Annotated in this window: 20 protein-coding genes; 12 read left to right on the forward strand and 8 right to left on the reverse strand. The window is 63.6% G+C overall.

Annotation, left to right across the window (positions count from 1 at the left end; all coding sequences use genetic code 11):
- Positions 1 to 552, forward strand: coding sequence for an RNA polymerase sigma factor (locus FJ979_RS29930; protein ID WP_140500591.1), 552 nt, complete (start codon positions 1 to 3; stop codon positions 550 to 552).
- Between the two features lie 72 nt (positions 553 to 624).
- On the opposite strand, the gene FJ979_RS29935 is transcribed toward FJ979_RS29930, so the two are convergent.
- Complete coding sequence (locus tag FJ979_RS29935; protein ID WP_140500637.1) at positions 625 to 1074, reverse strand: response regulator; 450 nt, start codon at positions 1072 to 1074, stop codon at positions 625 to 627.
- Between the two features lie 44 nt (positions 1075 to 1118).
- Here FJ979_RS29935 and FJ979_RS29940 point away from each other — a divergent pair, with 44 nt between their 5' ends.
- From FJ979_RS29940 to FJ979_RS29950, 3 genes are all read left to right on the forward strand, one after another.
- Positions 1119 to 1880 (forward strand): Crp/Fnr family transcriptional regulator, encoded by a 762-nt coding sequence (locus tag FJ979_RS29940; RefSeq protein ID WP_140584495.1) that lies wholly within the window; start codon positions 1119 to 1121, stop codon positions 1878 to 1880.
- A gap of 193 nt (positions 1881 to 2073) precedes the next feature.
- Entirely contained in the window at positions 2074 to 2400 is a 327-nt protein-coding gene (locus FJ979_RS29945; protein WP_140561580.1) for a DUF883 family protein, read from the forward strand.
- Positions 2401 to 2410: 10 nt separating this feature from the next.
- Positions 2411 to 2875 carry a hypothetical protein gene (locus tag FJ979_RS29950; protein WP_140561582.1) on the forward strand — a complete coding sequence of 155 codons (465 nt, stop codon included), beginning with the start codon at positions 2411 to 2413 and terminating at the stop codon, positions 2873 to 2875.
- Positions 2876 to 2919: 44 nt separating this feature from the next.
- On the opposite strand, the gene FJ979_RS29955 is transcribed toward FJ979_RS29950, so the two are convergent.
- Positions 2920 to 4452 (reverse strand): HWE histidine kinase domain-containing protein, encoded by a 1533-nt coding sequence (locus FJ979_RS29955; protein ID WP_246671781.1) that lies wholly within the window; start codon positions 4450 to 4452, stop codon positions 2920 to 2922.
- A gap of 158 nt (positions 4453 to 4610) precedes the next feature.
- Here FJ979_RS29955 and FJ979_RS32740 point away from each other — a divergent pair, with 158 nt between their 5' ends.
- Positions 4611 to 4784 carry a hypothetical protein gene (locus tag FJ979_RS32740; RefSeq protein WP_181165417.1) on the forward strand — a complete coding sequence of 58 codons (174 nt, stop codon included), beginning with the start codon at positions 4611 to 4613 and terminating at the stop codon, positions 4782 to 4784.
- A gap of 29 nt (positions 4785 to 4813) precedes the next feature.
- Here the strand turns inward: FJ979_RS32740 and FJ979_RS29960 are convergent, their stop codons facing one another.
- Positions 4814 to 5734: a diacylglycerol kinase family protein gene (locus FJ979_RS29960; RefSeq protein WP_140584496.1), complete on the reverse strand. Its 921-nt coding sequence runs from the start codon at positions 5732 to 5734 to the stop codon at positions 4814 to 4816.
- 276 nt (positions 5735 to 6010) lie between these two features.
- Here FJ979_RS29960 and FJ979_RS29965 point away from each other — a divergent pair, with 276 nt between their 5' ends.
- Complete coding sequence (locus FJ979_RS29965) at positions 6011 to 7321, forward strand: PRC-barrel domain-containing protein (RefSeq protein ID WP_140517892.1); 1311 nt, start codon at positions 6011 to 6013, stop codon at positions 7319 to 7321.
- 38 nt (positions 7322 to 7359) lie between these two features.
- Here FJ979_RS29965 and FJ979_RS29970 read toward each other — a convergent pair whose 3' ends face one another.
- Entirely contained in the window at positions 7360 to 8925 is a 1566-nt protein-coding gene (locus tag FJ979_RS29970) for an alkaline phosphatase family protein (protein ID WP_140500597.1), read from the reverse strand.
- 222 nt (positions 8926 to 9147) lie between these two features.
- On the opposite strand from FJ979_RS29970, the gene FJ979_RS29975 reads away from it, so the two are divergent.
- From FJ979_RS29975 to FJ979_RS29990, 4 genes are all read left to right on the forward strand, one after another.
- A complete protein-coding gene (locus tag FJ979_RS29975) occupies positions 9148 to 10095 on the forward strand; it encodes a VOC family protein (protein ID WP_140500598.1) in 948 nt (315 codons plus the stop codon).
- Positions 10092 to 10721, forward strand: a complete 630-nt coding sequence (locus FJ979_RS29980; RefSeq protein ID WP_140584497.1) for an alpha/beta hydrolase — start codon at positions 10092 to 10094, stop codon at positions 10719 to 10721. Before FJ979_RS29975 ends, FJ979_RS29980 begins: the two co-directional genes overlap by 4 nt.
- Positions 10714 to 11013 carry a GNAT family N-acetyltransferase gene (locus FJ979_RS29985; RefSeq protein ID WP_140500600.1) on the forward strand — a complete coding sequence of 100 codons (300 nt, stop codon included), beginning with the start codon at positions 10714 to 10716 and terminating at the stop codon, positions 11011 to 11013. The genes FJ979_RS29980 and FJ979_RS29985 overlap by 8 nt, the downstream gene beginning before the upstream one ends.
- A gap of 152 nt (positions 11014 to 11165) precedes the next feature.
- Positions 11166 to 12224: a dipeptidase gene (locus FJ979_RS29990; RefSeq protein ID WP_140500601.1), complete on the forward strand. Its 1059-nt coding sequence runs from the start codon at positions 11166 to 11168 to the stop codon at positions 12222 to 12224.
- 5 nt (positions 12225 to 12229) lie between these two features.
- Here the strand turns inward: FJ979_RS29990 and FJ979_RS29995 are convergent, their stop codons facing one another.
- From FJ979_RS29995 to FJ979_RS30010, 4 genes are read right to left on the reverse strand one after another with little or no spacing between them, the layout of a single operon-like run.
- Positions 12230 to 12484 carry a hypothetical protein gene (locus tag FJ979_RS29995; protein WP_140500602.1) on the reverse strand — a complete coding sequence of 85 codons (255 nt, stop codon included), beginning with the start codon at positions 12482 to 12484 and terminating at the stop codon, positions 12230 to 12232.
- A 2-nt stretch (positions 12485 to 12486) separates the two neighbouring features.
- A complete protein-coding gene (locus FJ979_RS30000) occupies positions 12487 to 13710 on the reverse strand; it encodes an aminomethyltransferase family protein (protein ID WP_140500603.1) in 1224 nt (407 codons plus the stop codon).
- A gap of 51 nt (positions 13711 to 13761) precedes the next feature.
- On the reverse strand, positions 13762 to 15327 hold the full coding sequence (locus FJ979_RS30005; protein ID WP_140584498.1) for an NAD(P)/FAD-dependent oxidoreductase: 1566 nt from the start codon (positions 15325 to 15327) through the stop codon (positions 13762 to 13764).
- On the reverse strand, positions 15314 to 16933 hold the full coding sequence (locus FJ979_RS30010) for an NAD(P)/FAD-dependent oxidoreductase (protein ID WP_140500605.1): 1620 nt from the start codon (positions 16931 to 16933) through the stop codon (positions 15314 to 15316). The genes FJ979_RS30005 and FJ979_RS30010 overlap by 14 nt, the downstream gene beginning before the upstream one ends.
- A 201-nt stretch (positions 16934 to 17134) precedes the next feature.
- Here FJ979_RS30010 and FJ979_RS30015 point away from each other — a divergent pair, with 201 nt between their 5' ends.
- Both FJ979_RS30015 and betI read left to right on the forward strand, forming a co-directional pair.
- Positions 17135 to 17935: a class I SAM-dependent methyltransferase gene (locus FJ979_RS30015; protein WP_140517901.1), complete on the forward strand. Its 801-nt coding sequence runs from the start codon at positions 17135 to 17137 to the stop codon at positions 17933 to 17935.
- 27 nt (positions 17936 to 17962) lie between these two features.
- A complete protein-coding gene (betI, locus tag FJ979_RS30020) occupies positions 17963 to 18649 on the forward strand; it encodes a transcriptional regulator BetI (RefSeq protein ID WP_140525480.1) in 687 nt (228 codons plus the stop codon).
- Positions 18650 to 18679 lie beyond the last annotated feature (30 nt).

The raw sequence follows: 18679 nt of genomic DNA on the forward strand, positions 1-18679 counted from the left end.
ATGGCAACGGTCTCACAAGGCTTCAAGACCGATCTGCTTGGGGCAATACCGAGCTTGCGTGCCTTCGCAGTGTCACTGACGCAGAATGCCGACAAGGCCGACGACCTGGTGCAGGAAACGCTGGTCAAGGCCTGGGACAAGCATGAGAGCTTTCAGCCCGGTACCAACCTGAAGGCATGGCTCTTCACCATCCTGCGCAACGAGTTCTATTCGCAGATGCGCAAACGCGGCCGCGAGGTGCAGGACAGCGACGGCATCATGACAGCCAGGCTTGCGGTGCATCCCGCCCAGCACGGCCAGCTCGACCTCAAGGATTTCCGCGGTGCGCTCGAGCAGCTGCCCGAAGACCAGCGCGAGGCCATCATCCTCATCGGCGCCTCGGGCTTCTCTTACGAGGAGGCGGCCGAGATTTGCGGTTGCGCGGTCGGGACGATCAAGAGCCGCGTCAGCCGAGCCCGCACGCGCCTGCAGGAGATACTGAAAATCTCCGGCGAGGACGAGTACGGTCCCGATGCGATCTCAGCACAGGTCACTGGCACGGCGGCGCACTAAAAAAGCGTCGCATCGAAACGGCTGACAGAATCGCCATCGCATCCGCTCTGACTCTTACGCGATGCGACGTCGTCAGGCGGGCGGGACTCGTCCGCAGGCCCGGGCCACCGCTTCCACAAGATCTTCGCCCGAATAAGGTTTGCTGACCAGCCTTATCCCTGGAAAGGCAACCTTGATCTCGTCCGCATCCGAATAACCGGAGGCAAAGACGAAGGGCACGCCCGTTTCACGCAGGCGCGATGCAAAGTCGAAAGTCGGAGTGCCCCCCAGCATGAGGTCGACGATCGCCGCATCGAATTGGGTGGCAACCTGTCGGCCATCGATCTCGGCCAGGTCACGGACAAGCACCACGTCGTCGGCGCCGTGATCACGGCAAAGCTGCTCGACATCCATGGCGATGAGAAATTCATCTTCCAGGACAAGAATGCGCAATCCGTCAAGCAAAGGCGACACAGGCAATGGCTCCTTGAAACGCAGCGAGTCATGATCGCTATTTGACGCGCTGTCATTTAAAAAAGACATGCCACCGCAGCGGCTGAGCCCGCGGCTCTCGAGGAGCGGTCGAAATGTCAATCCAGAACGGCCTTGCTTCCTCCAGCCGCCGGTACGATTGCGAGAATTGCCCACTGCGGCCGCTGCCGGGTTTCCGCAAATTCGAGAGATCGGAACTGGCCTTCATCGACAAATTGAAGAAAGGCGAGCTCGCGGTCGACAAGGGCGCAACGGTGCTGGTGGAAGGACGCCGCAGCGCCCATCTCTACACGGTGCTGTCGGGCTGGGCTTTCCGTTACAAGCTGTTGTCGGATGGCCGCCGTCAAATCCTCAACTACGCCGTCCCTGGAGATCTCATCGGGCTGCAAGGCGGCGTGATGGGCGAAATGCAGCATTCCGTCGAAGCCTTGTCGCCGATGCTGCTTTGCGTGTTCGAGCGGGAGTCCCTGCATGAGCTTTTCCGCAACCATCCGGGCCTGGCCTATGACATCACCTGGATCGCGTCGCGCGAGGAGCGGATGCTGGACGAGAACCTGCTCAGCGTCGGCCGCCGCAGCGCGATCGAGCGCACCGCCTATCTCATCGCCTTCATCGGCAGCCGGGCCAAGGCCGTTGGCCTCAATGGCGGGCGGTTCACCCGGATCGCGTTCACGCAGCAGCACATCGCCGATACGCTCGGCCTGTCTTTGGTCCATACCAACAAGACGATTCGCAAGCTGATGGATCGCAAGTTGATCGCGTGGCGCGATGGCGGCTGCGAGATCATCGATCATGAAGGGTTGAAGCAGCTTGCCGGCTGGGAGGGGCTGGGCAAGGAACGACGGCCGCTGATCTGACCGGATGCAGGAGGCCCCGTTTTGAGCTAGGGTCCAGATCGATGGAACCGGGACGGCCTCTATCCATTGGATTGAGCGTGATCTTTTGGCAAACCGACACCCGCTTTGCGGGATCATGCCCGTTTATCCGAGGGGCTCGGAACTTTGAGACATGCAGCGCGTTGAAACCAAAGCAATCACAGGGAGTTAAGCGATGGCAGCTGCCGCAGGAAAGAACGCAGGCGAAGCGCGGGCGAACTCGGACCTCGAAGCCGATATCAGGCAGTTGAAGACCGATATCGACAAGCTTACGAAGCAGTTGGCCAAGACAGGCGAGCATGGATACGGCACCGCCCGCCGTGCCGCCGCCGAAGGTGTCGAGCATCTGCGCGCGCAAGGCGAGGCAGCCTTTGACAGCCTGCGCAGCAACACCAGGGATATAGAGGCGCAGATAGCGGCAAGCGTGCGCGAGAAGCCGGTGACTTCATTGGCGATCGCCGCCGGCGTCGGCTTCCTGTTCGCGCTCCTGGCGCGCCGCTAGTCCCGCCCAAATGGGATTGCTGGCTTCCCTTGTCTCGGGCCTGGCTTCGGGCGAAACCGTTGCAGCCATGCGCCGCGCGCGCACGGCTGCAATCGTCTATGCGCTTGCCGCGCTCGCGGCGCTGTGCGGCCTCGGCTTCCTGATCGGGGCCGGCTATATCTGGGCTGCGGGCCGCTATGGTCCGCTCGCGGCGGCGTTGGGATTCGGCGTGGGCTTTCTGATCATCGCGGGCCTGATCTTGCTGATCTATCGCTTCTCGGCCAGCTCCCGCGCACGGCGCCGGGCAGAACGGCGCAAGGCCGACATGACGGCAATCGGCGTCACCGCCGCGCTGGCCGCGCTGCCGGCGCTGCTCAAGGGAAAGGGCGGCCTCGGAGCCATTCTCGGTCCCGCCGTGGCGTTGGCGGCCTATGCCATCTACCGCGAGAACGTGAAACCAGGTCCCGGCGAGCCGGCTGGCGGCGATCCTGATTGAGGCTGAGCTGGATTAAGGCTGGGCCCGGATTAAAGCTGGGCCGGTCACTTGGAGAGATCCTCCAGCGGCATGGATATTTCGGCAAAGACGCCTTCCGGCCGGAACTCGTGCGCCACTTCGCTGGAGATGACCTTGGCCAGGCTGCGGCGGATCAGGATCGAGCCGAAGCCATGCCGCTCGGGCGGGGCAACCGCAGGACCGCCGCTTTCGCGCCAGGTCAGCACAAGGCGCCGGTCGCTTTTTCTGCCTTGTGTCTTCCAGCTCAGATCGACCTTGCCGGATGTCGCCGACAGCGACCCATATTGTAGGGCATTGCTGGCCAGTTCGTGCAAGATCAGGCCCAGCCCCACTGCCTGGTCCGGCGACAGCAACAGATCGGGACCGGTGATCGTCATGCGCAGTTGCTCGGCGGTGTCGAAGGGCCTCACCTCGATCTGGACGAGTTCATGGATGCCGATGCCGCGCCATTCCCGGTCGGACAGCAGATTATGGGCGATGCCGAGTGCCTGGAGCCGGGCGCCGAAGGCTTCCAGGAAAGCGCTCGGCTGCCGGGCATGGCGCACGGTCTGCGTCGCCAGCGCCTGAACGGTCGCCAGCGTGTTCTTGACGCGATGATTGAGTTCGCGAAGCAGCAGCCTTTGCCTTTCCTCCCCAAGCTTGCGTTCGGATATGTCGTAATTGACCCCGAAGATCAGCGTCGGCTTGCCGTCGCCATCGCGCTCGATGACGCGGCCGCGCGTCGCCAGCCAGCGGGGTGGATGGAAGCCTTTCACGCGGTACTCGCCGAAATAGTCGTCGCCGCCGGCCAAGGCGTCGCGGAAGCGGGTTTCGGTTTGATAGACGTCGCGTGGATCTATTGCCATCAGGATGTCGCGCGCCCGCAACCGGTTCGATCGCGGCAGATTGAACAATTCCGGCAGCAAACCATCGCATTCGATCATGTCGGTGCGGATGTCCCAGGCCCAGCTGGCAAGCGATGCCGCGTCGAGCGCTATGGCGCGCCGTTTTTCTTCGCGAACCAGCGCCGCCTCGGCGATGGCGCCGCTGCGCGTCGCATCCTTCAGCGTGAACAGGCTGGCGGCTAGGCCGGCCAGCGCCTTCAACTGGTCGAGCCTGACGCGCGATGGAAAGGGACGGGGCTTGCGGTCGAAAACGCAGAGCGTTCCGATCCTGGCGCCGGCGACGGTCACCGGCGCGCCCGCAAAGAAGCGGATGTGATGCTTGCCCGTGACCAGTGAGTTGGCTTTAAAACGCGGATCCAAGGTCGCGTCGGGTACCACCATCAGTTCGCCGCCCGCGGCAATCGCATGGGCGGAGAAGGAGATGTCGGTTGCGGTCTCGATCTCGTCCAGGCCGACACGCGACTTGAACCATTGCTGCTCGACGTCGACGAGCGTAACCAGCGCGATCGGTGCGCGCATGGCGGCCGCGGCAAGGCGGCTGACGCCGTCGAAGTCGGCGTCAGCCATCGTATCCAGCGCCTGCAAGCCGTGCAGCACGGCCAGCCGGCCGGCGTCGTTGACGACGTGCATTACTTCGGCCGGAAGGCCCGGCGCCAATTTCGCCGCCTTGTTCACCAGCGCCCCCGACGCTTCCTCGCGAGCCCTCCGACTTCGCCTTCCCGACTTGCCGGCGAAGGGCTTGGCCAAACGCGGAACCTTCGTAGCAAGGAACCGTTACCCGAAGATGTTTTGCCAGAGACGCTCAACGCGTCCACATCGCATCGAGGCCGGCTATGCCCAAGACCATTCCTGAAAACAAAGCGCGTCAGGGACACTGGGGCTGGCACGGCTTGCGGATCCTGATTGCGGGACTTCTCCTGGCCTTTGTCGTTTGGGGCATCGTCGAGATTTACGGCGAGTACACGAAATCCCCGACCACCGAACAAGGCAGCGCTCCGAGCGGCTAGTCTTCTGTTCCTCGTCGGCTGCCCCTGCATCAGGCCGCCTTTGCCCGCATGGCGTGCCGCGGCACCAGCACGTTCAAGGCGCCCGGGTGGATTTCGATGGTAATTTCGTCCTCGAGCTTGATAAGTTCACCGTCGAGGACGGCGCGGTATTTCCTGGCCGCCGACCGGATCTTCAGCACAGCCCGCTCTGTCTGATGGATTTCGACATGTTCATTGTCCCGCCATTTGCCACGCGCGACGTTGAAGAAGAACTTGACCAGTTCGGCGCGCTGCCGCGCGACCGTGACATAAATGCCGAGCACGCCGCCCGCCGGATTGTCGGCAAAGGGCAGGTGACCCTCTCCAAACAGGTTGTTGGTGACGCCGACGCCGGTGGTTCGCGCCGTGATCTCGGCCTCGCCAATGGTCAGGGTGACCGTCATCGCCGGCGGATTCTTGATCGTCTGCCAAGCCGCTTTCGCGGATGCCCGCATCTTGCCCAGCCGGGAGCCGAACTCCATGTTCTGGCGTAGCTGCACCATCTTGGCGTGCATGCCGATCGAGAACTGATGCACGAAAGGCCGGCCATTGGCGGTGGCGATGTCCACCGCCATCACCTCGCCATCGGCGAAGGATCGCAAAGCCGCATCGAGCGTCTGCGGGATGCCGAGCCCGCGCGCGAAGAGGTTCATGGTGCCTGCGGGCAATATGGCCAGCGCCTTTTTCTTGCCCATCAGCCGCGCCGCCGCCGCCGATATCGTGCCATCGCCGCCGCCGGCGAGAACCACGTCGATGCCGCGACGCGAAGCCGCGTTGTCCAATGCCGGCACGATGTCCTTGCCGGCAACCACGTCGATATCAATGGAATGGCCTGCCGCCTCCAGCAGGTCGCGCATGCGATCGCGAAAGCCATCCAGGTCGGTGGTGCGCAAGGTGCCACCGTCCCGGTTCAGCACCGCCGCAAACCGCATGTCCCCTCCGTGCTCTCAAAAAAACTCCGAGCCGGAGAAGCTCCAGCCGCCGGCTGAACGGCGCAAGTGGCAAAAAGGTTCCGGATGATGCGGCGAATTTCCCTTTGCAGCACGCAAGTTGCGAGCCGCGTGTGCGGAGAATATGCGTCCTGGCTTTTGTCGGAACAATGGGCGCAGTCACGACGTTGTGATCAGGCGAATGCCGCGTTCGCCCGTCGCCGGTGACGGCGGAGGCCGGTGCGGCATGCATGAAATCAGGCACGAGGAGACACCATCATGATCCGCAATCTTTTAGCCACGACTGCTCTTGCCATGTTCGTGGCGACGGGCGCGCATGCGCAGACAACTCCGACACCGGCTGCGCCTGGCGCGGAGCAACCCGCCGCTCCTGTGGTGCACGCCGAGGGCAGCATCGCCACCAACATCATCGGTGAATCGGTTTATAACGGCACCGGCGACAATGCCGAGAATATCGGCAAAGTAACCGACATCGTCTTCGACAAGGACGGTCAGGCCAAATCCATAGTCATCGGCGTCGGGGGCTTTCTGGGCGTCGGGACGAAGAATGTCGCGTTCGATTACGACAAGCTGCAGTGGGCCGAGAAAAACGGCGACCGCTGGCTGGTCGCCCAGACGACCAAGGACCAGTTGACGGCGCAGCCGGAGTTCGACACCAAGCCCTATGCTCCGGCACCGGCCGCATCGACAGCGGCACAGGCGCCGTCAACATCCGCGCCGAGCGATACCGCCCAGGCGCCAGTCGACATGAACGCGGCTCCGGCGGAACCGGTGAAGCGCGCCGACGGCAATCTCGCCACCAATATCATCGGTGAGAGCGTCTATAACGGGACCGGCGACGATGCGCAGAACATCGGCAACGTCAACGACATCGTCCTGACCAAGGAAGGCAAGGCGCAATCACTGGTCATCGGCGTCGGCGGCTTCCTCGGCATCGGCGAGAAGAACGTCACCTATGATTTCGGCAAGGCCCAGTGGGCCGAGAAAAACGGCGACCGCTGGCTGGTGGCCCAAACCACCAAGGAAGAGCTGCAGGCATTGCCGGACTTCAACCGCAAGGCTTATGATCCGGCTCCGGTCACGACGGCATCGAACGCACCTGCTGCGTCCACCCCGGCCGTCGCGCCGACAACCAATACGGCTCCGATGGACAAGACGGCGCAGGCCCCGTCCGCCTCCACCCCTGATGCGACCGCTCCCGACCAGACGAAGACCGCAGCGATCGACAAATCGAAACTGACCGAAATGCCTGTCGGCGAGGTCAGGGGCGACGATCTCAAGGGTACCACAGTTTATGGCGCCAACGACGTCAAGGTCGGCGAGATCGGCGATGTCGTGCTGACGCCCGACAACAAGACCGACGCGGTCATCGTGGATGTCGGCGGTTTCCTCGGCGTCGGCGAGAAGGAAGTCGCCGTCGGCATGGACAACCTGAAATTCATGACCGACAAGGACGGTAACAAATATCTCTACACGACCTTCACCAAGGAGCAGCTCGAGGCCCAGGCCGCCTATGACAAAGGCAGCTATGCGCAGAACCGCGAGCAGCAGCGGATGATCGTGAGATAGCAACAACGGCAGTAGGGCAGTAGGGCAGTAGGGATTCCCTATTCCCCTACTGCCCTACTTACATAGCCCACAACGCCATCCCTGGTCAGCTCCGCCAGCGCCAGCGACTGGTCGAGATGTTCGGTCCGCCAGGCAAGCAGCCGTTCGGCGAACTCGAGCCTGATCGGGAGATAGGCGGGATCGGCGGCGAGATTGGCGAGCTCGGCGGGATCCTTTTCCAGGTCGAACAGCAATGGCGGCAGGCCGCCGCCGAAATGCACATATTTGAATTTTTCCGTGCGGATCACGGCGAGATTGCACTGGCGCGAGGCAAGGCCGAAATGCCGTTCGGCTTCGCCTTCCGCGATCGAACGGAAATCGAATTCCCAATGCGCGGCGTCGCGCCAGTCCGGCGGCTCCTCGCCGGCGATGAACGGCCGCAGCGAATGACCGTCGAGGTGCGGCGCCGGTTCGCCCCCCAGCAGGTCGAGCAAGGTCGGCAATATGTCCACCGCCTCGGTAAAGCGGTCGACGGCCACGCCTGCGGTGCGGCCGTGACGCGGGTCGCGGATGACCAAGGGGATATGATAGCTGGCGTCGAAGAAGCCGCCTTTGCCCAGCATGAAATGGTCGCCCATCATCTCGGCATGGTCGGAGGTAAGCACAACGATGGTGTCGTCCCACGCGCCCGCCGTCTTGACCGCCTGCCAGATTCGGCCGAGCTGCGCATCGACTTCCGAGATCATGCCGTAATAGATCGCGCGGATGCGGCGGAAATCATCCTCGCTCCAGTCATGTACACTGCCTGCGGCGCCAGGTCGAAACTTGTGCTTTTTCTGCCTGCCGAAATCGTAGGCGAGATAGGGATGGCTGTCCGCCTCTTTCTGCCAGTCTGCCGCACGGCGAAAGTCGGGGCCGTCGGCGGGGTCGTACACGGTGTCGTATGGTGCAGGCACGATGAAAGGCGGATGCGGGCTGATGAAAGAGAGATGCGCGAACCAGGGCGCGGCATGCTCCTGTTCGCCCAGCCATCGGATGAATTCGCCGGCAAGAAAAGCGGTCGGCGTCTGCTCCTTCGAATAGACGGGCGGCGCACTCGTCACGGAGCCGGCATCGCCTGCCCCGTTCGCCGGTCGATGGATCGCGGGGGAGCCGGCGTCGGTATCGATGCCCTGCATTCCCAGCCATGACAGCCACTGCTTCTGATGCTCTGGCAGCAATTGGCGCACCGTGAAACCAGGAAGCACGCCTTCATAGCTTCGCAGCCGCGGATCAGCCGGAGCGAGCCGGCGCGGATCCAGCGATACGTCGGTGTAGCCGAACAGCGTCGGATCGTAGCCCAGCGCGCGCGCCGAAAGCGCTATATTGCCGTGACGGGCATCGAGCGGCGTGCCGTTGCGGCAAACCCGGTTATTCATCTGGTAGAGGCCGGTATAGAGGCAGGCACGGGCCGGCGAGCAGGGTGCCGCGCCGCCATAGTGCCGCTTGAACAATACGCCTTCCGCTGCCAATGCGTCGGCATTCGGCGTCTTCACCAGGGGATGGCCGGCCGCCGAAAGGCAATCGCCGCGCCACTGGTCGCAGGTGATCAGGAGAACGTTCGGACGCCTGCCTTTTCCGGTCACTGGCGATAATCCTTGGCTAATGTTTCGAGCGTCGCTCATGGAACCGAAATCCCGCCCCGGCGCAAGCCCGGGCTGCTGGTGGATCGGTGAACAAATTGCTTTCGATTGTTCACTTCCAGAGTACAGTCCATCCCGCCTTTGCCGCCTTTGACGGGGACAGGCCGATGCTCATATTGGCGGGGGCAGCGGCAGGGGCCGCAATAGAACAAGGGAGCAGCACTCATGCTCGACCAGATCAAGGGTTTGCATCACGTCACCTCGATGGCCAGCGATGCCCGCCAGAACAATGAGTTCTTCACTGGGAAGCTCGGCCTGCGCCGGGTCAAGAAAACGGTCAATTTCGACGCGCCCGACGTCTACCATCTCTACTATGCCGACGAGCTCGGCACGCCGGGTTCGGTGATGACCTATTTTCCGTTTCCCAATATCGGCAAGGGCCGTCACGGCGTCGGCGAAGTCGGCACCACCGCCTATTCGGTGCCGGAAGGCACGCTCGCCTATTGGGAAAGGCGCTTCGCCGAGGAAGGTATCGCCGGCCTTTCGCGCGAAGAGACCTTTGGCGAGAAGCGTCTGGCCTTCGCCGGACCGGACGGCGACGGTTTCGCGCTCGTCGAGGACAGGGCCGACACGCGCGCGCCATGGGCGAAGGGCGGCATTCCCGCCGACGAGGCGATCCGGGGCTTTCACTCCGTGTCGCTGCGCCTGAAGGATGGCGGCGCCACCGAGGAACTCTTGAAGTTCATGGGCTATGAGGAGCTCGACAAATCCGGCAATGTCAGGCGGCTGGCGATCAGGAACGGCAATGGCGCCGACGTCGTCGACATCGAATCGCTACCCGGTGCCGCCTTTGCCGATCTCGGCGCGGGCTCGGTCCATCACGTCGCTTTCGCCGTCGAGGATCGCGCCAGGCAGCTCGAAGTGCGCAAGGCGCTGATGGATACCGGCTACCAGGTGACGCCAGTGATCGACCGCGATTACTTCTGGGCGATCTATTTCCGCACGCCGGGCGGCGTTCTGTTCGAAGTCGCCACCAACGAGCCGGGCTTCGACCGCGACGAGGACACCGCCCATCTCGGTGAAGCTTTGAAGCTGCCGGCGCAGCATCAACACCTGCGGCCCTATCTCGAACAGCATCTGCAGAAGCTGGAAGACCGAGGGGCGGGGTCATGAGCACAGACAGCTACATCCACAAGGTGCTGCCCGGTTCGCCGGGCGGTCCGCTGCTCTTCGTCTTCCATGGCACCGGAGGCGACGAGGGCCAGCTCGTCTCGCTGGGGCGCGATCTCGCGCCCCAGGCAACCATCATCTCGCCACGCGGCGATGTGTCTGAACAAGGCGCTGCGCGCTTTTTCCGTCGCACCGGCGAGGGCGTCTATGACATGCAGGACCTGGCGCGCGCGACTCGGAAGATGGCGGGCTTCGTCAAGGCGCAGATAGCAGCGGCAAAACCGTCGGCGGTCTACGCTCTCGGCTATTCAAACGGCGCCAACATCCTGGCGTCGCTGCTGTTCGAAGCCCCTGACCTGTTCGACGCGGCGGTGCTGATGCACCCGCTGATCCCGTTCGAACCGCAGGTGAACGGGAGTTTTGCCGGGCGCCGCATTCTGGTGACCGCCGGCAGGCGGGATCCGATCTGTCCGCCGAACCTGACTTCGCGGCTCGAAGCCTATTTGCGCGCCGATGGCGCCGATGTCACAGTGGAGTGGCATGAAGGCGGGCACGAAGTGCGGCCGAACGAAATCGAGGCGGCGCGGCGGCTCTTTGCCGGCGTGGCCCAAGGAGTAAGCGATGCCTGACCAACTGCCGGAGATCGAACTCGAAGATCGTGGTTCCAAGGGCCGCTACGTGCTGCGCGGTCCGGGCGGCGCCGAGGCGGAGATGACCTTCACCAGGATCGGCGAGCACCAGATCATCATCGACCACACCGAAGTGCCCGACGCGTTTCGCGGCCAGGGTGCCGGGCTTCGGCTCGTCACCCGCGCCGTCGAGGACGCGCGCGCGGCGGGCAAGAAGATCATCCCGCTCTGTCCCTTTGCCAACGCCCAGTTCCGCCGTCATCCGGAGTGGGCCGACGTGCTGAAGGGGTAGGATCAGCCGGCGCTTTGCCAGTCCGGACCCTCGGGAGTAAAACAGTGTGATAGGCCAGCACGGCTTTGGCATTTGCACGCTCGGCCCATCTTGCCTAAGTAGATATGATATATCGCGGGCGGCGTGCGCACATCGAACCGAATGATCCCTTCATGACCGAAACCGATCTCGTTCCCGTCTTCGACGGCCATAACGACACGCTGCTCAGACTCTATCAGTCGAAAGACCCGGACGTCGAAAAGCTGTTCATGGAAGGGAAATCGGGCGGCCATATCGACCTGCCGCGCGCACGGGCCGGCGGGTTCGCCGGCGGCATGTTCGCGATCTTCCCGCCCCCTGTCGAGAGAGGCCGGCGCGGCGCTGTCCCGTCGACGCCCAGCGATGCCGAGCCGTTGCCGCCCGAACTCCCGCACAGCGATGCGCTGGCCTCGACGATCGCGATGGCCTCGATCCTGTTCAGGCTGGAACGGGCCGGAGCGCTGAGCGTCTGCCGCAATGCCGCAGATGTGCGCGGCGCCATGGTGCGCGACTCGATCGCTGCGGTATTCCATATCGAAGGGGTCGAGGCGATCGATCCCGAACTCACCATGCTCGACGTGCTGCATGCCGCCGGCTTGCGCTCGCTCGGCATCGTCTGGAGCCGCCCGAACGCTTTCGGCCATGGCGTGCCGTTCCGCTTTCCGTCCTCGCCCGATACCGGTCCCGGCTTGACCGATGCCGGCAAGGCGCTGGTCAAGGCCTGCAACCAACTCAGGATCATGATCGACCTGTCGCATCTCAACGAGAAGGGCTTTCGCGATGTCGCCGCGCTCAGCGATGCGCCGCTGGTCGCGACCCATTCCAACGTGCATGCGATCTGCGGCCACTCACGCAATCTCACCGACTGGCAGCTCGGCGCGATTCGCGAAACCGGCGGCATGGTCGGGCTGAACTTCGCCACCGGCTTCCTGCGCGAGGACGGAAAGATGAATGCCGATACCGGCCTCGACATCATGGTGCGCCACATCGATTCCCTGCTGCAGGCGCTGGGTGAGGATGGGGTTGGCCTCGGCTCCGATTTCGACGGAGCCATGATCCCGGCCGTCATTGGCGACGCCGCCGGTCTGCCGAAGCTCATCGATGCGCTCGCCGCACGCGGCTTCGGCCGCGCGCTGATCGAAAAGATCGCCTACCGAAACTGGCTGGCCATGCTGGAAAGAACCATAGGATAGGCAGGTCAGCCGAACCCCATGCGCTTCAGCCAGTCCTTGCCGACGCCGCGGTCGCGGATGATCGGCAGCGGGTTTTCCGAATCGAGCCGCGCGCAGATGCGGTAGACCTCAAGCGTCTCGGCGCTCATCTCGCCGCGCTTGTAGAAGAACATGGCGGCGGCATAGCGTGTGCGGCCCGACCATTTTTCGCCGAGCGGCGTGTTGACCAGTTCCCACTGTTCGGCCGCCTCTTCTTGCTGCTTGTCGGCTTCCTCGTCCATGGTCAGAAATCCGCCGGCGGATTGGCGGTGCGGCGATCGAGCTTGATGAACGGCCGCGGCACCACCTTGGCCCGCTTCATCAGCTTTTGGTATTGCAGCTCGCGCATTGCGTAGATCTCGACCCAGAGGTCGTCGACGACAGTATCACCATATGGTCGCACCAGCGAAGCGATGGCGATGTTGCGCTTGGCCATCGGCGACCACATGGCGGCGCTGACCAGCCCGACCTCCTGGCTCTTTCTGTGATAGACGATGGCGTGTTCGGCCGGGATGTTGCCTTCGATCTCCAGCCCGACCAGCACATGCCGCAGCTTGCGCTTGGCGCGCGCCTCGAAGATGGCGCGACGGCCGTTGAAATGGGCCTTTTCCAGATCAATCATGAAGCCGAGCCCGATCTCGTCGGGCATGCGCAAGCGGTCGGCGCGGATGGCGTGTTCGGCTGTCGTGAAGTCGGCATTGGCGACGATCAGCCCGGCTTCGAGCCGGGCGCGGTTGAGCGCGGTGTAGCCGATGGCGCGGATGCCGCGCAGTTCGCCGGCCGCCATCAGCCGGTCCCACAGGCTAAGCGCCTTGTCGACCGGCATGAACAATTCATAGCCGAGGTCGCCGGTGAAGCCGGTGCGCGAGATGGTGACGGTTTCGCCATCATGCGGGAATTCGGCGAGGTCGAATGCCTTCAGCTTTTCGACATCGGCAAAACCGGCATCACGCAGCACGGCGAAAGAGGTCGGACCTTGCAGTGCCAGGCCCGCGACGGCTTCGGTCTCTTCCTCCACCGTCACATCGAACCCGATGGCGCTGTCGAGCAGCCAAGGCAAATGCCGCTCCTGCGAGCACAGCCGGAACCGCGTTGGCGAGAGCCGGAACAGCGTGCCGTCATCGAGGACGAAGCCCTCGTCGTCGCACCACGCGGTATAATGGACGCGGCCCGGCTTCAGCCTGGTCACGTCGCGCAGCGTGACGCGGTCGAGGAAGGCCTCGGCGTCCGGTCCCTCGACGCGGTATTTGGTCATCGGCGAGATGTCGAAGAGCGCCGACTGGCTGCGAATGGCGAAATATTCGAGCTCCTCGTCCCACAGCGAATGGGGGGCGCGGTAGCCCGCCCAGTTGTACCAATCCTGGGTCTTGGCCAGAGCATCGATGCGCGGCTGGAACGGCGTGCCGAGACGCAACGTGCGGAAGTGGGATTGGGCGGCGATGCGGGCGGATGATGGTTGCTGATTCATGCTGGCGATCCTTCGCCGTAGAACGCGACTGCCGCCAACTGAAACATCGCCTTACCCCTTCATCGCAATGATGCGTCGAGCGGCGTTCAATCCAGGTGCGCCGGAGATGCCGCCGCCGGGATGTGAACCGGCACCGGCGAGAAACAGCCCGTCGAGCGGTGTGTCGTAGCCGGACCAGCCCGAGACCGGGCGCGAGATCAGCATCTGGTCGGCCTGCAACTCGCCGTGGTGCCAGTGGCCGCCCGGCATGCGGTAGCGCGTTTCGATGTCGGCGGGCGTCAAGAGCTCGGTGTGGCGCACCGTCTTGCCGATGCCTGGCGCGTAGGCTTCGAGCTGAGCCATGATTGCCTCCAGGAATTTCGCCTTGCCGGCGCCCCATCCCTCTTTCAGAGCATAGGGCGCGTATTGCACCACCGCCGACAGCACGCAGGCGCCGTCGGGCGCGAGCGATGGATCGGCGAGGCTTGGCAGCGTGATCTCCATCACCGGTTCGGGCGAGAACGCGCCGTATTTGGATGGATTGAAGGCGCGCTCGACATGATCGGGCGAGGGGGCGATAACCAGCCGCCCCCTGTGGCCGGCGGCATCGACATTTGTGAATTGCGGCGGCCTGTCGAGCGCCAGGTGAAGCTTGGCGACATCACCCTTCATGCGGATGTTGTTCACCTTGCGCACGAAGCCGGTGTCGAGTTCGCGTGGACCGACAAGGTCGAGCAAAGTCGTCGCCGGATTTGTCGCGGAGACGATCGTCCTGGCGCGCAGCACCTCGCCATTGTCCAATGCGATACCGACGGCACGGCCTTTCTCGACAATGATCCTTGCGACAGGCGCCGATGTGCGGACGTTCACGCCGGCCTTTTCGGCCGAGGCGCGGATGGCGGCGATCACCGCGCCCATGCCGCCCTTCGGCACTGTCTGCGCGCCGGCCGCACCGCCGGCCTCGCCGGCCAGCCGGTAGTAGAGGCCGAGCAACGAGGTGGGCGAGCGCGGACCGAGATGGCTGCCGAGCGTCGCGTCGAAGGCCAGCAGCCCTTTCAGCCTGATGTCGGCAAGCTGCTCGTCGAGCAGGTCGGCGACGTTCATCAAAAGCACACGCAGGAAATCGCGCATGTCTTCCTTGCCGAGCCTTTTCAGCGCCAGTGCGGCCTGGCCGAACGCCGCCGCCTCCAGCAGCGACATGCCGGCCAGATCGGGCGGACGACGCGAGAGGAGGGGTTCCAGGATGCCGGCGTAGCGAAGCAGTTGCGCGCGCAACTGCTTCCACGCGGATTGCTCGGACAAACTTGCGCCGGTCAGCGTTTCGCCATAGGCGCCGTGCAGGACCAGCGGGGAGCCGTCCATCGACAGCGCAACCGACGGCGCGAAGTCGTCTGGGGTGATCCGCAGGCCATGCTTCTCCAGTTCCAGCGTCTTCACCACGTCGGCATGCAGGCGGTTCAGCAGATGGGCGATCGACGAGACATGAAAACCCGGCGCGAATTCCTCCGTGCGCGCGGCGCCGCCGAGATCGGCTCCCGCTTCCAGCAGCAGCACCTTGCGCCCTGCCTTCGCCAGCGTGACAGCAGTGACGAGGCCATTATGGCCGCCGCCAATGACGATTGCATCATATGACGTCATGGGCCGGGCTCATATGCGAGGTCGATTTGGCGAGATCGCGCAGGATCTCGGCCGCGGCATTTCGGCCGGGCGCGCCCATGACGCCGCCGCCGGGATGGGTCGAGGAGCCGCACATATAAAGACCGCCGACCGGCGAGCGGTATTGCGCGTAGCCCGGCACCGGGCGGTTGAACAGAAGCTGGTCGAAGGTCAGTTCGCCCTGGAAGATGTTGCCTTCGGTGAGCCCGACCTCGGCCTCGATTTCGCGCGGCGTGCGCACCTCCATGTGGACGATGCGGTCGCGAAAGCCGGGCGAGTAGTCGGCAATCTGCGCGATCACGCTTTCGGCGAATCCGTCGCGATCGGCGTCGGACCATTCATGGCCGTTTACCTTGGGCGGCGCGTATTGCACGAAGCAGCTCATGAAGTGTTTTCCCGGCGGCGCCATCGTCGGGTCGAGCGTCGTCGGGATGACCATGTCGAGGAAAGGATCGGCCGACCAGCGCCCGGCCTTCCAGTCGTCATAGGCGCGCTCCATGCGCTCCATCGAATCGGTGAAATGCATGTCGCCGCGATAGACCGGGGAATCCTTCGGCAGAGCCGGGAATTCGGGCATCGAGTCCAGCGCGATGTTGACCTTGCCGGACGAACCTCGGATCTTGAAGTTCCTGACCCGGCGCAGGAAAATCTCGGGCAGTTCCTTTTCCTCGACCAGTTTCAGGAAGGTTCGCTTCACGTCGGCGTTGGAGACGACGAGCTTGCCACGGATCTCCTCACCGCCGGCCAGCACCACACCCTTGGCCTTGCCGCGGCTCACCAGAACATGGTCGACCTCGGCGCCGGTGCGAATGGTTCCACCCGACGCCTTGAAGGATGCCGCCAGCGCTTTTGTCACCGCGCCCATGCCGCCGCGCGCATAGCCCCAGGCGCCGACCGAGCCGTCGACCTCGCCCATATAGTGGTGCAGCAGCACATAAGCCGTGCCGGGCGACATCGGCCCGAGCGCCGTGCCGATGATACCGGACAAAGCGAAATTGGCCTTGATGACATCGGTCTCGAAATATTCATCGAGGAAGTCCGAGATCGACATGGTCCAGAAGCGCAGCGTCAGCGCCATTTCCTCCGCCGACAGGCCCGCGAATTTCTTGCCCAGATAAAGGAGCTCGCCCAGATCCCGCGGCCGCAGACTGGTCGGGTCGGGCGCGGTGCGCATCAACAGCGGCTGGATGAAACGGCACTGGCGCGTCACGTCGCGCGCATAACGGTCGTAGGCTTCGGCATCGCGTTTCGAGAAGCGCGCAAATTCGCGCCGGTGTGCATCATGGTCCCGGTAATTGGCGAGATAATCGCCATCCCTGGTGAACACCGCGCCGCCCTCATAGGAGATAACCTGCAGGCCGAAGCGCGGCAGTTCGAGGTCGCGCATGATTTCAGGGCGAAACAGCGAACAGACATAGGAACAGTTGGAATAGAGGAAGCCCGACGTCAATTCCCGGCTGGTGGCGGCGCCGCCGACCCAGGGATTCTTCTCCACCACCAGCACGTCGAGCCCGGCGCGCTGGAGATAGCAGGCGTTGACCAGTCCGTTGTGTCCGCCGCCGATGACGATCGCATCCCAAGCTTTCATTTTGGCCCAGTCTTTCCATGCGATCCGCTGTTCATTTTGGCGTAATCCGTCCCCTCAATGCGCGAAATTTGGCACGGTAGTCGTCGTTTTGTCCAGCCGTATTGAATGAATGTTCAACAAATAATGTTGCGTTTTCCCAGACCTGGGCTAGGCTTTGCAGGCGTTCGAGACGGACATTCGTCGATTGGGGATCGAGGGTTGATGATCGAAACGGCCGAGGCCGAGCCGGAGTACGACGGAGCCGCCATCCGCTTCCTCGAGGCGCTGTGGGGCGACGGCTACCTGTCGCCGGGCGGGCCCGACGAAGTCGACCGCGTGCTCGAGGGACTTTCGCTCGCAGGCAAGACCGTGCTCGACATCGGCTGCGGGTCCGGAGGCATCACGCTGCATCTGGTCGAACGGCATGGCGCCGCGCACGTCACCGGCTTCGATGTCGAGCGGCCGGTGATCGAAACGGCCAGGCGCCGGGCAGCCTCCCGCGGGCTTGCCGACCGCGCCAGCTTCATCCAGGCGCCGCCTGGGCGGTTGCCTTTCGAGGATCAGTCGTTCGACGTCGTCTTCTCCAAGGATGCGCTGCTGCATGTCGCCGACAAGGATGCGCTGTTTGCGGAGATATTCCGCGTGCTCAAGGCCGGCGGCGCCTTTGCGGCATCAAACTGGATGATCTCGCATGACGGCGAACCATCACCGGAGATGAAGGCCTATGTCGCCGCCGAAGGGCTGTCCTTCGCGATGGCCTCGCCGGCGCGCTACGCACAGGCGATGCGCCAGGCGGGCTTTGCCGAGATCGCGGTTCGCGACCGGAATCCCTGGTACCGCGAGGTGGCGCGGGGCGAACTGGAAAGGCTGAAGGGGCCGCTCTATCCGACGGTCGCGGCGGCAGTGGGCGCCGCCTATGTCGACAAGAACATACGAACCTGGGAGGCCATGCAGAAGGTGCTTGACAGTGGCGAGCACCGTCCCACTCATCTTCGCGGGCAAAAACCGAAGATGGTCGGCTAGCCGGCGATGTGGAGCATGACCGCACCCATGAAAATTGCAGCACGCCAAGAGCAGTCCGCCGAGGCATCGAGCGAACCCGAGAAACGCGGGCGTAAGGCTTCCAAGGAGGTCAGGCAGCTTCAGCTGATCGAGGCGACGATCGATTCGTTGGCCAAGCGCGGCTATTCGGAGACGACGATGGCCGACGTCGCCGATGGCGCGGGCCTGTCGCGCGGCATCGTCAATTTCCATTTCGAGAGCAAGGAAAAACTGCTGATCGCGACCTTGCAACATATGTATGACGAGTACTCGGCGCATTGGCGCAATGCCTTGGAGAAAGCGGGGAACGACCCCGCCGACCAGTTGCGGACCCTGGTCGCGGCCGATTTCGACCGTTCGATCTGCAACAAGCGCAAGCTGGCGGCCTGGTGCGCCTTCTGGGGCGAGGCCAAGTCGCGGCCGACCTATCAGGCGCTGAGCAGCGCCCGCGATGCCGTCTACCAGAACATCTTCATCGAGCTTTGCGCGACGCTCAAGCAAAGCGGCGGCTATGCCTATGAGCCGCAGGTCATGGCGCTGGCGCTCAGCGCGATGCTGGAGGGACTGTGGCTGCGCTTGATGATGGGCACCGAAGACACTACCCGCGAGAGCGCCTTGCAGGCAGCCAACGAATTCCTGTCGGCCGCATTCCCTAAACATTACCAGGGAGCAGCCGCCACCCGTCGCAAGGCATGAAGCAATCGATAAATAAAAGAGGAGGAACAG

It is taken from the genome of Mesorhizobium sp. B1-1-6, assembly GCF_006443035.1.
Taxonomy (GTDB): Bacteria; Pseudomonadota; Alphaproteobacteria; order Rhizobiales; family Rhizobiaceae; genus Mesorhizobium.